This window comes from Sorangium sp. So ce375, from assembly GCF_051473855.1.
GTDB lineage: Bacteria > Myxococcota_A > Polyangia > Polyangiales > Polyangiaceae > Sorangium.
Genome location: NZ_CP150335.1, coordinates 6,880,226 through 6,894,791, shown reverse-complemented (window position 1 = coordinate 6,894,791; position 14,566 = coordinate 6,880,226). Strand labels below are relative to the sequence as shown.

Genomic DNA, 14,566 nt, shown 5'->3' with positions numbered 1-14,566 from the left:
TTGCTCGTGTGCCGGCGCCCGTTGCCGTCCCTCCTGCGCTCTCCTCGCGCCAGGGGGGCGGCGTGTGTTCGACCTTCGACCTCCATTCATCCGGCGCTGCTCGCGCGAGCCGAGCGCCGCCCGGAGCACGTGCATCATGGCGCCCCGTCTTCCGCTGTCCATCAAGCTCACCCGTCGCGCCGTCGCGCAACGAGATCTCTTCTGCGAGCTCGTGCAGAGGTCCGTCCGGCCGTCTCACGCCGATGCCGCCTTCGCCTTTCACGCCTTCGCGTTCAAGGCCGACGAGGATGAGTTCGCGCGCGAGCTCATGCGCCGCCGGACCGAGCTCTGGCTCTTTCGCTCCAACCAGCGCGCCTCCTGCGGCGACTTCCTCGCCGTCGACATGTCGAGCCCATGGGCGGCGCGGCGGCGAACCTATGTGATCGAGCTGAAGCGCGGGATGCCTGTGCGGATCGGGGGCGGCGCCGTGGGCGTGCAGCTCCGGAATGCGGCGAGCGCGGTGCAGGCGCTCGTGCAGAAGGGCGACGTGCTCGGCGTCGAGGGGGCGTACGTCACGGTGGCGGGGGATGGGGCGGAGATCGTCGAGATGTTCGCGAGGGGCGCGTCGCGCAATAGACTGGGCTAGGAGCCATGCGCGCCCTCGTCCTGAAAGCCACGAAGAGCCCGCTCGTGCCGGAGGAACGGCCCGATCCGCGGCCCGGGCCCGGTGAGGTGCTGCTCCGCGTGCGCGCCTGTGCCGTGTGCCGCACCGATCTGCACGTCGTCGACGGCGAGCTGCCGGACGCCAAGCTGCCGCTCGTGCCTGGGCACCAGATCGTCGGCGAGGTCCTCGAGGAGGTGCCCGCGCCCGGCGAACGGCCGAGGTTCGCGAGGGGCGCGCGCGTGGGCGTGCCCTGGCTCGGCTGGACCTGCGGCGCGTGCGCGCATTGCCGGGCAGGGCGGGAAAACCTCTGCGACAGGGCGCGATTCACCGGGTACCAGATCGACGGCGGGTATGCGGAGCTCACGGTTGCGGACGCGCGCTTCTGTTTCCCGATCCCCGATGGATTTCCGGACCTCTCGGCCGCACCGCTGCTCTGCGCCGGGCTCATCGGCTACAGGACGCTGCGTATGGCGGGCGACGCGCAGCGGATCGGGATCTATGGGTTTGGCGCCGCCGCCCACCTGGTGGCCCAGGTGGCCCGCTTCGAGGGCCGGCGCATCTTCGGGTTCGTCCGGCCGGGCGACGACGCGGCGCGCGCGTTCGCGCTGTCGATGGGGGCCGAGTGGGCAGGCTCTTCCTTTGATGCGCCGCCCGAGGAGCTCGACGCCGCGCTGGTCTTCGCCCCGGCCGGCGAGCTCGTGCCGGCCGCCCTGCGCGCCGTACGCAAGGGCGGCGCCGTGGTCTGCGGGGGAATCCACATGAGCGACATCCCCTCGTTCCCTTATTCGATCCTGTGGGGGGAGCGGGTGTTGCGCTCGGTGGCGAACCTGACGCGCAGGGATGGCGAGGAGTTCCTCGCCCTTGCGCCGCGGGTACCGGTGCAGACGGAGGTGAGCGTCTATCCGCTGGCGGCCGCCAATCAGGCGCTCGACGATCTGCGGAATGGCCGCTTCTCCGGGGCAGCGGTGCTCGTGCCGTCGTGAATCAGGCGCTCACCGAGCGCCGCCCCGTTCATCGGAAGAGGAGCTCTGTGCTGTCGAGGACGTGTCGACGATCCGTTCGCGACGCGTGATTCAGGCGAGCCCTGGTATTCTTTCCAACTCTGCCCGGATACGTGGTTAGGCCAACAAATCGGTTCCCTGGAGGTTCATCAGGAAATAAACTGGTTAAGGGGGGATTGCTCATGAAATATCGAAGTGTCCTGGTTCTGTGTCCTGCTTTGGCGACGTCGCTGGCCGCCTGCGTGGGCCTGCAGGAGGGGGAGGGGGACTACGACATCGGCGCTGCGGAGCAGGACGTTCTCATCGACAACGCGCTGACGTCGAACGCGCTGACGTCGAACGCGCTGACGTCGAACGCGCTGACGTCGAACGCGCTGACGTCGAACGCGCTGACATCGAACGCGCTGACATCGAACGCGCTGACATCGAACGCGCTCCGGGATCCGCTCGCGCGCCAGCTGCTCAGGTACGTGGTGAGCTGCGCCCTGGCGGCGGGGGCGCACTTCGACATCAATGTCGACGGCGTCGTCTACGGGTTCGATGGTGAGCTCGGTCTCCACAAGAAGTGGGGCGATTCGGGCGGCTCCTGCGACAATGCGTGCAAGGCCTGGGTGTCCGCGTGCGTCCTGTCCAGGATCAATTACCTCGGGATCGCGACCCCGATCTCGATGCGAGGGAACCGGGGCGAGCTCTCCTCCGACTCCGCGGAGCGGATCGCGTACCCGACACGCGAAGGCGCATACTATGGCAATATTTTTGCGAGTTCGCCGATCTATTATGCCTGTGTATCACCCGAGAACACCTCGATAGAGCGTGTGTGCGGGTCGTCGCTGGACGACTGCGTCCTCAAGGTCGTCGGCACGTGCCGCGACGCGTGTGACAAGCCGCAAAGCGATGGGAGCTACCCGAACTGCCGCGATCACGCGCGCGATTCGTACGGCAAGTTCCCGAGCGGCACGATCTCCTACTCCGGTTCGGTCACCATCTTCTTGAAGTAGGCTCCTCGAGCGCAGGGGGCTCTCGCCTCCGTGCGCTGGATCGAAATACCCCTCAGTCCGGGCCCCACGAGCCGGCGCGAGCGCGACCCAGGCGAGCGCGCCCATCTACCACGGCCTCTGCGTGCCGGGAGGCTGGGCTCACTCCGATTCCGCGTCAATGCCGGCCAGGGCCAACTCCGGGCCTGCGCGGTTGTGATAGTTGAAGATTTTTGCTGATGCTGGATGGATGCGGCATTCCTCGTAGAGCGTCGCGCAGAAGCTCCACGGATCGCTCTTCGCCGTCGCCGACCTCCGCTCGACCTGCCCGGGAGCCATCCTGGCCATCCGGCGCGACCCGATCCTGGGACCACCGCGCCTGCCTCCGCCCCGACCCTCATCGTGGCAGCAAAAATCCTGTCGCCTGACAACGTCTCGCCCCGGGGCATAGGCGGGTATGCCTATGCCTCGATCCAGCGGGCTCGGGTACGAAGTCGTTGTGTCACCTGCATCGTGTGACGCGAGGACGGACGGCGATCTGCGACCAGAAAGGCGAGGAGGAATGACAGCGCTCCGCGAGCTCGGCAGGAGCGCTCCGCGGGGCGATGCGCTGGCGTTCGCGGCGCTGGCCTGATCCAACCGCGGATGCGGTCGTCCGGGTCGCCCCGGACTTCGAGGTCGCGAGCTCGCCGAAGGGATCGAGCGTGTCCACCGGAACCGTCACGCTCCACCAGTTACGTTCAATCACCGCATCCGTTCGGCTGCGGCCGGCTGCAACCATCCCGGGCAACGGGACGGAAACGGGAGGTCTCTCCATGGGCGCATCGCCCCCTCGCGCGCCAAGCGGCGCCGTCACGCTGTCGCTGTGCTTCTTGATCACGCTGCTGGAAGGGTTCGACATCCAGGCCGTCGGCGTGGCCGCCCCCCTGCTGATCCCCGCCCTGGGCCTGACGCCCGGGCAGGCGGGCGTCGTGTTCGGGGCCGGTATGGTCGGGCTGGTCTGCGGCGCGCTGACTGGCGGCTGGATGGCCGACCGCATGGGCCGCAAGCCGCTGCTGATGATGGCCGTCGCCGTCTTCGGCGTGTTCACGCTGGCCACCGTGGTGGCGGGCGGACCGCTGTCGCTCGGAATCTACCGGCTCTTGGCTGGGGCAGGGTTGGGGGCGGCGATGCCCACCCTGGTGGCCGTCGCCCTGGAGATCGCCCCGCCCGATCGGCGGACCCGCACCACCACATTGATGTTCAGCGGCATGCCGGCCGGCGGCGCGCTGGCGGCGCTGTTCGCGGCCGGCTTTCTGGCACGGTTCGGCTGGCACAGCATCTTCCTGGTCGGCGGCGTGCTGCCGCTGCTGCTGCTCCCTGCCATGGCGTGGCTGATGCCCGATAGCCGCGCAGCAGCGGCGAGCGGCGCCCAGCAGCCGGGCGGCGCGCAGGCGCTGTTCGGCCATGGCCGGCTGCTGGTCACGCTCCTGGCCTGGTTCACCTTCGGCTTCACGCTGCTGGTGCTGTATCTGCTGCTGAACTGGCTGCCGTCGCTGGTGGCGGCCAAGGGCCTGGGCGGAGCAGGGGGCGCTGGCGCCGCCTTCGCCTTCAATGCCGGAAGCGTCGTCGGCTGCTGGGTCATCGGCCTGCTGGTGGACAGGCTCGGGCCGCGCATTCCCATCATCGCGGCCTATCCCGCCCTGGCCCTGTCGCTGTTCGGGCTCGCGGGGGCCGCCAGCCTGCCGCCGGTGCTCGTGATGGCCGGTCTGGCCGGCTTCTTCCTGCTGGGCGCGCAGTATTCGCTCTATGGCGTGATCCCGCTCTATTACCCGGCGCGCGCGCGCGGGCTGGCCACCGGCGCTTCCATCGCCGCCGGCCGGCTGGGTTCCATTGGCGGGCCGCTGGTGGCGGGCTACCTGCTGGGCCAGGGCTGGGGCCCCGCCGGCGTGGCCATGTCCATGGTGCCAGTGGTGCTGTCGGCCGGGGTGGCCGCGGCGGTGATGACCATTCGCGGACGTTATGCCGCAGATTGAGGAAATGGCGGCGGCGATCGGCGCCCGGCCGGGCGCTGGGCGCCATCCGCGCGGAGGGGCCTTGGGCCTGCGCGGTCCCGAAGGTCGCCGGCCGCTGGATCGTTCCGGAGGACCGGCTGCCGCTGGCGATGGCGGTGCTGTTCGTCGCGCGCTTCGCCTGGATGGCGGCGGCTTCAACGAGGGGCGGCGTCGAGCCGCACCTCTGCTGGAGGACTCATGAAGGTAATCGTTGCCGGCGCCGGGATCGGCGGCCTGGCCGCGGCTCTGGCGCTGCACGCGTCGGGCCATGAGGTGACGGTGTTCGAGGCGGCGCCCACCATCCTGCCGCTCGGGGTCGGCATCAACCTCCTGCCCCACGCCGCCGAGGTGCTGGACGAGCTGGGCGTGGTCGAGGCGCTGCTGGCGCAGGGGGTGGCGACCCGCGAGCTTGTCTATTTCAACCGCTTCGGCCAGCGCATCTGGGGCGAGCCGCGCGGCCGCTTCGCCGGTCACGCCGCGCCGCAGATCTCCCTGCACCGCGGCGCCCTGCAGGGCGTGCTGTTCGACGCCGCCGTCGAGCGTCTGGGCGCCGACCGGGTGATCTGCGACCGGCGCCTGGTAGACCACGAGGAGGGCGAAGGCCGTATCGTGGCGCGCTTCGTTAGCCGCGAGGGCGTTGTCTGGAAGGTCCCCGCCGATCTCTTGATCTGCGCCGACGGCATCCATTCGGCGGCGCGCGCGAGCCTCTATCCGGACGAGGGGCCGCCGGTCTATGGCGGCCGCATCCTGTGGCGGGCGACCAGCCTGGCGGCGCCCTTTCTCACCGGCGCCAGCATGATCATGGCCGGGCATCAGGACCAGAAGTTCGTCGCTTACCCAATCTCCCCACCGGGGCCGGACGGCCGCCAGACGATCAACTGGATCGCCGAGCTCACCGTCGCCGAGAGCCTGCGACGGGAGGACTGGAACCGACCGGGCGATCCCGCCGACTTCCTGCCCAGGTTCGAGGCCTGGCGCTTCGATTGGCTGGATGTGCCCGGCTTGATCCGGGGTGCCGAGGCGATCTACGAGTTCCCGCTTGTCGACCGCGATCCCCTGCCGCGCTGGAGCCACGGGCGCATGACGCTGCTGGGCGACGCCGCCCACCCCATGTATCCGATCGGCTCCAACGGGGCGAGCCAGGCCATCCTGGACGCCCGCGCCCTTGTCCGCGCGCTCGCCGCCCATGCGGATCCGGTGGAGGCGCTGGCCGTTTACGAGGCCGAGCGCCTGCCGGCCACCGCCGCCATCGTCGCGGCCAATCGCAGCAACGGTCCGGAGCAGTGCATGCAGATCGCCCAGGACCGTGCCCCCGACGGCTTCGACCGTATCGAGGACGTCTTCGTCCCCGGCGAGCTGGAGGCCATCGCCGCCCGCTACAAGGTGCTGACCGGCCTGAAGCGCGCCTCGGAGCGCCTCGCGTGAGCCCGCCCCTCATCCCCCTGATGACGCTCGAGGTGGTTGTGGACCCGCCGGTCACCGTCACTCCGAGCTCGCCCGGCCGGCGCTTCATTCCAATCGTCGGCGGCACGGTGGCCGGCGGCCTGGAGGGTCAGGTGCTGCCGGGCGGCGACTGGCAGACGATCTGGGCCGACGGTCGGATGGACATCTCCGCCCATTACATCCTCGACATCGCTGGCCATGGGACGGTGGAGATCCTCTCCGAGGGCGTCCGCGCCGGGCCGCCGGAGGTGCTGGCGGCGCTCGGGCGGGGCGAGGCCGTCGACCCCGGGCGCTACTACTTCCGCACCGCCATCCGTATGCGCACCTCGGCGCCAGGGCTTCTGCGGCTGAACGCCGTGCTGGCCGTGTCCGTGGGCGAGCGGCTGGCCGACCGGGTGCGGCTCACGGTGTACGAGATCGGCTAAGGGGCGCGAGCGTGGCTGAGACCTTCAAGACCTCGGATGGCCCTGACACGGAGAATGCATGAGCACACAGACGAGAGCGGCGAGACGCCGGGGTGATGTCGGCGTAGGGTTCCTGGCCGCCATCCTCGGTATCACTTCCTTCCATGGTTCGGCACGGGCACAGGAGCGGCCGGAGGCACCGCCGGCGCCCACGGGCGAAGCTCCGCCGATCGCGGCCGGCGCGACCGAACCCGCGGGCCCTCCCGCAGACGCGAGCGCGGCGCCAGCGCCGTCCGCGGGAGCCGACGCCGGCGCGCCGGCGCTGCAGGGCGCTGCCGGGCCCGGCCCAGCTTCGCCTGCGCCGCCGGCGGAGAAGGAGCCATGGAAGAAGCCTCTCAGCGTCGCGGCCTGGGCCCGCGTCGGAGGTCGCCTGCAGAACCCCGCCGCGCGCGAGAAGATGGACCGGCTGCTCGGCGACGGAGAGCTGGATGTGTCGTTTTCGGGCGAAATCAACCGGTTCATCGGCCTGCAGGGCGCGATCGTCGCTCAGTTCGGGCCGACCCCGACCGGGGGTAATATAGCGGGCAGCGCGACCCTCCGTGACGCCATCGCCAAGCTCCAGTTTCATGATCTGCTGAACGTCTGGATCGGTCGAATGATCGTGCCGTCGGATCGCTCCGCCTTTTCCGGGCCGTGGTCGATGGGGCCGTGGAACTATCCCGGATTCTTCGAGCCCTATGCGCCGCCGATCGGACCGAAACAGGGGCCTTTCGGGCGCAACGATGGGGTAACCACCTGGGGCAAGGTAGCGGGCGGCCTGTTCAAGTATTACGTGGGTGCTTTCAACCTGCATGACTCTTCGGTGAGCCCGCTCTACACGGCAAGGCTCAACCTGAGCTTGCTCGACCCAGAGCCAGCCTATTACCAGAAGGCCACGTACCTCGGGGAGAAGAGCATCCTCGCGCTCGGCGTGGCGGGTGAGGTGCAGAAGGAGGGTTCGGTCGAATCGCTGCCTCCCCCTGCGGCGGGCGCGCCCCCAGGAACCCCGCGCAAGGACACCTATGCCGAGCTCAACGCCGACCTCCTGTTCGAGAAGAACCTCGGCGCGGCGGGCACCGTCACGCTCGAGGGCGCGTTTTACAAGTACTTTGGCGACTTCGAGAGGTTCGACTATTCTTATTTTGCGCTCGCGAGCTACCTCACGCCGAGCAACGTCGGCGTAGGGAAGTTGCAGCCTCTGGTCCGACTGCAACAAGCGAAGCCGAAGAGCGCCGACTCCTATCTGCTCATCGATGCCCAGATGGGTTACATCATCGAGGGGCACGCCGCGCGTGTCGCGCTCGGCTATCAAAGGAGCGATCTGTCGGGGGCCAAGGGGAACGCCCTGTTCCTCGGCGTCCAGCTGCAGAAGTGATCCCGAGATCGTGGGGCGTCGTGAAAATATTGAATCCGGTGTTCATGCAGATCCGTTCGACCGGTACCTCGATGCACCGTGCACAAACGAGGACGAGCCCTGGTAGGCGCGACGGGGCTCCTGCTCACCCAGCGGCGAATAAGAGATTGCCGCGGCGCCACGAGGAGCTCGCGCGCGCATGAAGCTCGCCTCTCTCCGCGGCCCCGGCCGCGACGGCACGCTCGTCGTCGTCCGCCGCGACGGCCTCGCCTACGCGCCCGCCGGCGCGGCGTTCCCCACGCTCCAGGCCGCGCTGGACGACTGGGAGCGCGCCGAGCCCGCGCTCCGCCGCATCGCAGCCGACATCGAGCGCGGCGAGGCAGCCGTCGCGCCGCTCGTCGCGGAAGAGCTCGCCGCGCCGCTTCCGCGGGCCTACGAGTGGATCGACGGTTCCGCGTACATCCACCACATCGTGCTCGTGCGCAAGGCGCGCGGCGCCGAGCCCCCCGAGACGCTAAGGACCGATCCGCTTGTGTACCAGGGCGGCTCCGGCGTGCTCCTCGGCCCGACCGACGACATCGCCTTGCGCGACGAGGCCTGGGGCCTCGATTTCGAGGCCGAGGTCTGCGTCGTCCTCGGCGACACCCCGCAGGGCACGCGCCGCGAAGACGCCCACCGGCACATCCGCCTCTTCCTGCTGGCCAACGACGTGACGCTGCGCAACCTCGTGCCCGCCGAGCTCGCGAAGGGGTTCGGGTTCTTCAGCTCCAAGCCCGCCACCGCGTTCTCGCCGTTCGCGATCACGCCCGACGAGCTCGGCGACGCGCTCCGCGACGGGCGCGTCCACCTGCGTCTCCGCTCGACCTACAACGGCGCGCTCGTCGGTGATCCCGAGGCCGGCCCGGAGATGCACTTCTCGTTCTTCGATCTCATCGAGCACATCGCCAGGACCCGCAGCTTCACGGCGGGGACGCTGCTCGGCAGCGGCACCGTCTCCAACGAGGACCCGGCGCGCGGCGTGTCGTGCCTGGCCGAGAAGCGCATGCTCGAGATCCTCTCGGACGGGACGGCGAAGACGCCTTTTATGAAGCCAGGAGACACGATCATGATCGAGATGCTGAATCGCGCGGGAGAGAGCCTGTTCGGGCGCATCGCGCAGAGGGTGGTGTCCGGATGAGCTCCACGGCGAAGTCGATCGGCATCAAGCGGGTGGAGGCGCTGCACTACTACGTGCGCGACCTGGAGCGGAGCCGCAGGTTCTACACGGAGAAGCTCGATTTCCAGGAGATCGCCGCGAGCTCGCCGGAGCTCACCGCGGCGGCGGCGCAGCGGTCGGTCGTCTTCCAGGCGGGCGAGTGCGTCATCGTCTGCTCGCAGCCGGTCGGCGAGGGAGGGCGGGCGTGGCGCTACCTGCGCAAGCACCCCGACGGGGTGGGCACGGTCATCTTCGAGGTGGAGGACATCGACCGCGCCTTCCGGCTGCTCGACGGCCGCGGGGGCACGCCGATCGACGAGATTTACCGGGTCACGGAGGCGGGAGGCACCTTCGCCTCGTTCTCGATCACGACGCCGTTCGGAGACACCACCTTCCGCTTCGTGGAGCGGCGCGGCTACGGCGCGCTGTTCCCCGGCTGCGCGGCCTACGACGCGCCGCGCGGGGGCGCGAACCGGTTCGGGATCACCCGGTTCGATCACATCACCTCGAACTTCCAGACGATGGCGCCCGCCCTGCTCTGGATGGAGCACGTGCTCGGGCTCGAGCCGTTCTGGCAGATCGCGTTCCACACGAACGACGTCTCGAAGGGTGCCGATCACGGCTCGGGCCTGCGCTCGGCCGTGATGTGGGACCCGGCCTCGGGCGTGAAGTTCGCGAACAACGAGCCCTACCGGCCGCACTTCAAGAGCTCGCAGATCAACGTCTTCAACGAGGAGCACCGCGGCGACGGGGTGCAGCACGTGGCGCTCGCCGTGGACGACATCCTCGCCGCCGTGCGCGCGATGCGCGCCCGGGGCGTGGAGTTCATGCCGACCCCGGCCGCCTATTACGAGATGCTGCCCGAGCGCCTGCAGCGGCTCGGCATCGGGCAGATCGACGAGGACGTGGCGGAGCTGCGCGAGCTCGAGGTGCTTGTCGACGGCGACGGCGCGAGGTCGTACCTCCTTCAGATCTTCCTGAAGGAGTCGGCGGGCACGCACCGCGATCCGGAGGCTGGGCCGTTCTTCTTCGAGCTCATCCAGCGCAAGGGGGACCGCGGCTTCGGCGCCGGCAACTTCCGGGCGCTGTTCGAGAGCATCGAGCGGCAGCAGAAGACGGAGGGGCGCGGCTGATGCTCGATCGCGTCGTCGCCGGGATCGTCCCCCCGAAGCACCACGTCGCCCTCCGGAGCGAGGCGGGGGATCTCCGCTACGAGGAGTGCCTCACGCGGGCGGGCTTCGACGGCCCCTACACGATCGCCTACCACGAGCGGCGGCCGCACGAGCACCGGGTCGCGAAGGCCGAGCACGGCTTCGCGCTGCCGGTCGCCACGCCGGCGCGCCCGCTCGCGAAGCGGCACTACAGGTCGCAGGATCTGCCGCGGCAGGGCGGACCCGCGGTCGACTGCCGCGTGCCGCTGCTCTTCAACGACGACGTGGTGATCGGGCTCGTCCAGCCGGACGCGGCCGATCCTGTGTACTTCGCGAACGCGGACGCCGACGAGCTGCTCTTCATCTTCCACGGGGGCGGCGTCCTGCGCACGATGCTCGGCGATCTGCGCTTCGAGCAGGACGACTACGTCGTCATCCCGAAGGGGCTCTTTTACCGCTTCCTCCCGGACGCCGCGCCCCAGCGGTGGCTCTCGATCGAGGCGGCGGACATCCACCTCCCGGGCAAGTGGCGCAACGAGGTCGGCCAGCTGCGGATGGACGCGCCGTACTGCCACCGCGATTTCCGGCGGCCCACGTTCGTCGGCCCCCTCGACGAGGGCATCCGCGCGCTCGTCGTGAAGCGCGGCGGCGCCTTCCACGGCTTCGCCGTCGAGCGCTCGCCGCTCGACGTCGTCGGCTGGGACGGGACGGTGTACCCGTTCGCGTTCCCGATCCTGCGCTTCCAGGCGCGCGTCGGGCTTGTCCACCTGCCGCCGGACTGGCACGGGACGTTCGCCGCGCGGGGCGCGCTCGTCTGCAGCTTCGTGCCGCGCCCGGTCGACTTCCACCCGGAGGCGATCCCCTGCCCGTACCCCCACGCGTCGGTCGACTGCGACGAGGTCCTGTTCTACTGCCGCGGCAACTTCACGTCGCGCCGTGGCGTCGGCCCCGGCAGCGTCTCGCACCACCCCGCCGGCGTCCCGCACGGGCCGCACCCCGGCGCGTACGAGGCGAGCCTCGGGGCCCGCGAGACGAGCGAGCTCGCGGTCATGCTCGACACCATCCGCCCGCTGTCGGCCACCGCGGCCGCGCTCGCGGTCGAGGATTCGGGCTACCAGGACAGCTTCATCGCGCGCCCCTGAGCGGGCCAGGCGCTCAGCCGACGATCTTCTCGTTGGATTCCACCACGAGACGGACGCCGTGAAGCGACAAGGGACCGGCGACAAGGCGTCAGGCGACAACGCGTCAGTCGAGGTGCCACACGACGATGGCGATCGTCAGCGAGCCCAGCACACCGGTGACGTAGATCGCCCCGGCGTGCTCCGGGAAGGCCGCGGCCGCCGCCGCGCCCGCCGCGCAGAGCGCGGCCGATAGCCAGCTCGCCTTCGGCAAGCCCGGCGCGGCGGTCGCGTGGACCGCCGCGAAGAGGAGGAGGTTCGTGGCGAGCGCGCGCTCCACGGGCTCGTCCGTGATCACGGCGAGCGCCCGGTGAAGGAGCATCGCGACGAGCTGCACCTTCACCACGTGGCCGATCCGCCGGTTCACCGCGCTCTTCGAGAGCGGGCGGCGGAAGAACCGGAGCAGCGTGAGCCCCGCGAGCGCCGTGACGCAGCCCATCGCGAGGAGATCCAGGGGGCGGACCACCGGGACGACGCGGCCGACGCCCACCGTCGCCATCACGATGCCGAGGGCGCCGATCAGGAGGCCGAAGCGGATGCGCTCGCGCCTGGAGATGGTCAGATCGACGTCGGAGCTCCTCGCCAGCTCCTCGGCGAGCACGCCCAGCAGATCGTCGAGCCTCGGCCACCGCTCCTCGGGCCGGGCGCGGAGCCCGCGCGCGAGCGCGCCCCGGACGCGCGCGGGCACCTTCGAGCCGGCCGGCGCCGGCCGCAGGAGATCGCGCCGCGCGCCGTCGAGCCGCGCGCGGACGTCCTCGCCCTCGAACGGCGGCTCGCCGTAGAGCGCCTCGTAGAGCGTCGCGCAGAAGCTCCACTGATCGCTCTTCGCCGTCGCAGGCCTCCGCTCGGCCTGCTCGGGAGCCATGTACGCCGGCGTCCCCATGAACGCGCTCCCGGCCGTGAGCGGCGCGCGGAGCGCGTCCTCCGCGGGGACATCGGCGCCGCGGTCCACGCCGGAGAGGAGGAGGTCCTCCTCGGCGTGGAGGCGCGCGAGCCCGAAATCGGCGATGCGCGCCCGGCCGTCCTTGCCGATCAGGATGTTGTCCGGCTTGACGTCTCGGTGGACGAGCCCCTCCTGGTGCGCCGCCGCGAGGCCGCGGCCCGCCTGGATGCCCGCGGCGAGCGCGGCCTCCCACGCGCGAGGCTGCTCGCCGCGCAGGTCGCGGAGCGTCCGGCCGTCGACGAACTCCATCGCCACGAACACGCCCCGCCCGTGCTCGCCGATCTCGTAGATGGGGACGACGTTCGGGTGCGAGAGCCTGGCCATCACCTGCGCCTCGCGCACGAGGCGGGCCCGGCCCTCCGGATCGAACCTCCCCGGCGCGATGAGCTTGAGCGCGACGCGGCGGTCGAGCTCCGCGTCGTACGCGGCGTAGACGACGCCCATCCCCCCCTGGCCGGCCTTGGCGAGCACCGTGAACCGCCCGATGCGCGTGCCGGGGCTCAGCGCCTCGTGGCGGTCGGGGAGGGCGACGGCGGCGCCTTTCAAGAATCCGTCGGGCTGGGCGCCGTCGCTCCGGAGCAGGCTCCACACCTCCCGGAGGAGCTCCGGACGGCCAGCGCACCGGGCCTCCAGGAACGCGCGGCGGCGATCGTGGCTCTCCTCGATCGCCGCCTCGAAGAGCGCCTCTACCTCGCTCGGATCAAGGTGCGGGCTCATCTCCGCCGTGGAGCGCACGGTAGAGCCACGCCTTCGCGAAGCGCCAGTCGCGCTCGACCGTGCGCGTCGTCACGCCCGAGAGCTCGGCGATCTCGTCCTCGGTCAGGCCCGCGAAGTAGCGCAGCATCACGATCTCGGCCTTGCGCGGGTGCTCGAGGCTCATCTTGCGCAGGGCCGCGTCGAGGGCGAGGAGGTCCTCGACGGGGAGATCGAGCGCGATGGGCAGCTCGTGGATGTCCTCCTCGGAGGCGCGCTGCTGATCGCCGCCCCGCTTCCGGGCGCCCTTGTGGCGCGCGTAGTCGACGAGGAGGTCGCGCATGGCCTGGGAGGCGGCGCCGAAGAAATGGGCGCGGCTCTGGAAGCGGGCATCGCCGTCCCGGAAGAGCTTCTCGTACGCCTCGTGGACGAGCGCGGTGGGGCCGAGGGTCTGCCCGGCGCGGAGGTGGCGGACCCGGGCCAGGGCGATCGTCTTCAGCTCGGCATAGACGGCGCGGAGGAGGGCGTCTGCGGCGTCCTTCCGGCCCTCCTGGGCGGCGTGGAGGAGGCCCGTGATGGCCTCGCCGGCGCTCGGTCCGGGGGCGCGTCGATCGCTCGCGTTCATGGGGGTGCGCCTTGCTCAGGCCGGAGCGTACACCAAGTGGCCTGGCCGACGAGCCCGACCGCGCGCTCGACGCTGCGGCGGCGCGGACCCGGGCGCGGTCGAGCCGCGCGCCGCGCGCTGTCCCGCCGCGTCGTGGCCCTGGCCACGAGGCCCACCCCCGTACGCGGCCCCGCGCGGCGGCGATCTCACTTCGCTCTGCGCTTGCCGGGCCGCTCCGTCCGCGCCTTCTTCTCCGTCCGCTCGGGCGCCGCTGCCTTCTCGGGCCGCGCGGCCAGGGCCACGACGCGGCCGAGCTCCTCGCGGAGCGCGTCGGCCCTGCTCTCGCCGAGCTGCTCGCGGACGTGCTTCTGCGTCCGCTCCCACAGCGGGAACGCCGCCTCGATGGCGCGCTCGCCCTGGCGCGTCAGCGAGATGATGCGCACGCGCGCGTCGTCGGGCGCGCGCGCCACGCGGAGCAGGCCCGCCTTCTCGAGCGGCACGAGGTTCCTCGTGAGCGTCGTGCGGTCCATGACGAGCCCGTCCGCGAGCGCGCCGAGCTGCACGCCCTCGTCGCCGCACGTCGCGACCGCGGCGAGCATCGTGAGCTGCGTCGACTGGAGCCCCACGGCGCGCAGGCTGTCGTCGTAGAGCCGCGTCAGCGCGCGCGACGCGCGGCGGACGCGCACGAGGGCGCACTGGCTCGCGATGATCTGGGCGGCGCGGGCAAAATCGGTCACCAGTGTATCTACACCGTTTCAGGCGAGTCAGTCAAATTGCAGCCGCGGATCGCTGCTTGACATCTGTTCAGGTGTAGCTACACTTATCTCGTCCTCGACGGCGTGGGTCCGCCTCGTCCGCTCACCGCCGGCTCGGCGTCGGCGGTCGCGGCGGCCCCGGCGCGCGCTGGCCGA

General features: G+C 70.8%; 14 protein-coding genes. 10 read left to right on the top strand and 4 right to left on the bottom strand.

What is annotated here, in order from left to right; all coding sequences use genetic code 11:
* The first annotated feature begins 136 nt into the window (after positions 1-136).
* The 3 genes from WME90_RS25570 to WME90_RS25560 all read left to right on the top strand — a co-directional run bounded on the left by WME90_RS25570 (position 137) and on the right by WME90_RS25560 (position 2,642).
* The gene (locus tag WME90_RS25570) at positions 137-625 is read left to right on the top strand and encodes a hypothetical protein (protein WP_437274606.1); all 489 of its coding nucleotides are present in this window, start codon (positions 137-139) and stop codon (positions 623-625) included.
* A gap of 5 nt (positions 626-630) precedes the next feature.
* Complete coding sequence (locus WME90_RS25565; RefSeq protein ID WP_437274605.1) at positions 631-1,626, top strand: zinc-dependent alcohol dehydrogenase family protein; 996 nt, start codon at positions 631-633, stop codon at positions 1,624-1,626.
* Between the two features lie 200 nt (positions 1,627-1,826).
* Positions 1,827-2,642 (top strand): hypothetical protein, encoded by an 816-nt coding sequence (locus WME90_RS25560; protein ID WP_437274604.1) that lies wholly within the window; start codon positions 1,827-1,829, stop codon positions 2,640-2,642.
* A 138-nt stretch (positions 2,643-2,780) separates the two neighbouring features.
* Here WME90_RS25560 and WME90_RS25555 read toward each other — a convergent pair whose 3' ends face one another.
* Positions 2,781-2,957 carry a hypothetical protein gene (locus tag WME90_RS25555; RefSeq protein ID WP_437274603.1) on the bottom strand — a complete coding sequence of 59 codons (177 nt, stop codon included), beginning with the start codon at positions 2,955-2,957 and terminating at the stop codon, positions 2,781-2,783.
* 365 nt (positions 2,958-3,322) lie between these two features.
* Here WME90_RS25555 and WME90_RS25550 point away from each other — a divergent pair, with 365 nt between their 5' ends.
* From WME90_RS25550 to WME90_RS25520, 7 genes are all read left to right on the top strand, one after another.
* On the top strand, positions 3,323-4,633 hold the full coding sequence (locus WME90_RS25550; protein WP_437274602.1) for an MFS transporter: 1,311 nt from the start codon (positions 3,323-3,325) through the stop codon (positions 4,631-4,633).
* 216 nt (positions 4,634-4,849) lie between these two features.
* Complete coding sequence (locus WME90_RS25545; protein WP_437274601.1) at positions 4,850-6,076, top strand: flavin-dependent oxidoreductase; 1,227 nt, start codon at positions 4,850-4,852, stop codon at positions 6,074-6,076.
* A complete protein-coding gene (locus WME90_RS25540) occupies positions 6,073-6,519 on the top strand; it encodes a DUF3237 family protein (RefSeq protein WP_437274600.1) in 447 nt (148 codons plus the stop codon). The genes WME90_RS25545 and WME90_RS25540 overlap by 4 nt, the downstream gene beginning before the upstream one ends.
* Before the next feature lie 436 nt (positions 6,520-6,955).
* On the top strand, positions 6,956-7,912 hold the full coding sequence (locus WME90_RS25535) for a hypothetical protein (protein ID WP_437274599.1): 957 nt from the start codon (positions 6,956-6,958) through the stop codon (positions 7,910-7,912).
* 178 nt (positions 7,913-8,090) lie between these two features.
* Positions 8,091-9,068, top strand: coding sequence for a fumarylacetoacetate hydrolase family protein (locus WME90_RS25530; RefSeq protein ID WP_437274598.1), 978 nt, complete (start codon positions 8,091-8,093; stop codon positions 9,066-9,068).
* A complete protein-coding gene (locus tag WME90_RS25525; RefSeq protein WP_437274597.1) occupies positions 9,065-10,219 on the top strand; it encodes a 4-hydroxyphenylpyruvate dioxygenase family protein in 1,155 nt (384 codons plus the stop codon). The genes WME90_RS25530 and WME90_RS25525 overlap by 4 nt, the downstream gene beginning before the upstream one ends.
* Positions 10,219-11,379 (top strand): homogentisate 1,2-dioxygenase, encoded by a 1,161-nt coding sequence (locus tag WME90_RS25520; RefSeq protein ID WP_437274596.1) that lies wholly within the window; start codon positions 10,219-10,221, stop codon positions 11,377-11,379. The genes WME90_RS25525 and WME90_RS25520 overlap by 1 nt, the downstream gene beginning before the upstream one ends.
* Positions 11,380-11,482: 103 nt before the next feature.
* Here the strand turns inward: WME90_RS25520 and WME90_RS25515 are convergent, their stop codons facing one another.
* The 3 genes from WME90_RS25515 to WME90_RS25505 all read right to left on the bottom strand — a co-directional run bounded on the left by WME90_RS25515 (position 11,483) and on the right by WME90_RS25505 (position 14,392).
* On the bottom strand, positions 11,483-13,075 hold the full coding sequence (locus WME90_RS25515; RefSeq protein ID WP_437274595.1) for a serine/threonine-protein kinase: 1,593 nt from the start codon (positions 13,073-13,075) through the stop codon (positions 11,483-11,485).
* A complete protein-coding gene (locus WME90_RS25510) occupies positions 13,059-13,676 on the bottom strand; it encodes an ECF-type sigma factor (protein ID WP_437274594.1) in 618 nt (205 codons plus the stop codon). Before WME90_RS25510 ends, WME90_RS25515 begins: the two co-directional genes overlap by 17 nt.
* Positions 13,677-13,861: 185 nt before the next feature.
* On the bottom strand, positions 13,862-14,392 hold the full coding sequence (locus WME90_RS25505; protein WP_437274593.1) for a MarR family winged helix-turn-helix transcriptional regulator: 531 nt from the start codon (positions 14,390-14,392) through the stop codon (positions 13,862-13,864).
* Positions 14,393-14,566 lie beyond the last annotated feature (174 nt).

Excerpts from the sequence above, each read along its gene's own strand:
- WME90_RS25560 (WP_437274604.1), top strand. The coding sequence starts at position 1,827 with ATGAAATATCGAAGTGTCCTGGTTCTGTGTCCTGCTTTGGCGACGTCG.
- WME90_RS25515 (WP_437274595.1), bottom strand. The coding sequence starts at position 13,075 with ATGAGCCCGCACCTTGATCCGAGCGAGGTAGAGGCGCTCTTCGAGGCG.
- WME90_RS25520 (WP_437274596.1), top strand. The coding sequence starts at position 10,219 with ATGCTCGATCGCGTCGTCGCCGGGATCGTCCCCCCGAAGCACCACGTC.
- WME90_RS25565 (WP_437274605.1), top strand. The coding sequence starts at position 631 with ATGCGCGCCCTCGTCCTGAAAGCCACGAAGAGCCCGCTCGTGCCGGAG.
- WME90_RS25525 (WP_437274597.1), top strand. The coding sequence starts at position 9,065 with ATGAGCTCCACGGCGAAGTCGATCGGCATCAAGCGGGTGGAGGCGCTG.
- WME90_RS25555 (WP_437274603.1), bottom strand. The coding sequence starts at position 2,957 with ATGGCTCCCGGGCAGGTCGAGCGGAGGTCGGCGACGGCGAAGAGCGAT.
- WME90_RS25570 (WP_437274606.1), top strand. The coding sequence starts at position 137 with ATGGCGCCCCGTCTTCCGCTGTCCATCAAGCTCACCCGTCGCGCCGTC.
- WME90_RS25545 (WP_437274601.1), top strand. The coding sequence starts at position 4,850 with ATGAAGGTAATCGTTGCCGGCGCCGGGATCGGCGGCCTGGCCGCGGCT.
- WME90_RS25510 (WP_437274594.1), bottom strand. The coding sequence starts at position 13,676 with ATGAACGCGAGCGATCGACGCGCCCCCGGACCGAGCGCCGGCGAGGCC.
- WME90_RS25535 (WP_437274599.1), top strand. The coding sequence starts at position 6,956 with ATGGACCGGCTGCTCGGCGACGGAGAGCTGGATGTGTCGTTTTCGGGC.
- WME90_RS25530 (WP_437274598.1), top strand. The coding sequence starts at position 8,091 with ATGAAGCTCGCCTCTCTCCGCGGCCCCGGCCGCGACGGCACGCTCGTC.